Below are 234 nucleotides of genomic sequence, written 5' to 3' on the forward strand. Positions count from 1 at the left end.
ACAATTGCACGTTGGCGCCGATCTGGGTCCGCAACATCCCCAAGAAGGACGCCGAGGCGACTGCGATGAAGTTCCTGGAGCGGGTCAAGATCCCGCACCAGGCCAACAAGTTTCCGGGCCAGATGTCCGGGGGCCAGCATCAGCGTGTAGCGATTGCGCGGGCCCTGTCCTTGATCACGAAGGTGATGCTGTTCGAGGAGCCTACTTCGGAGCTCGACCCCGAGTTGGTCAAGG

The 234-nt window shown here is 61.5% G+C and carries 1 protein-coding gene; it reads left to right on the forward strand.

Translation table 11 applies throughout. From position 1 onward, the window contains the following. Positions 1-234: ATP-binding cassette domain-containing protein (locus AC0L3I_RS37100; RefSeq protein WP_473530249.1), on the forward strand; the 234-nt coding region annotated here is incomplete at both ends.

This window comes from Mesorhizobium sp. WSM4840 (assembly GCF_055811755.1).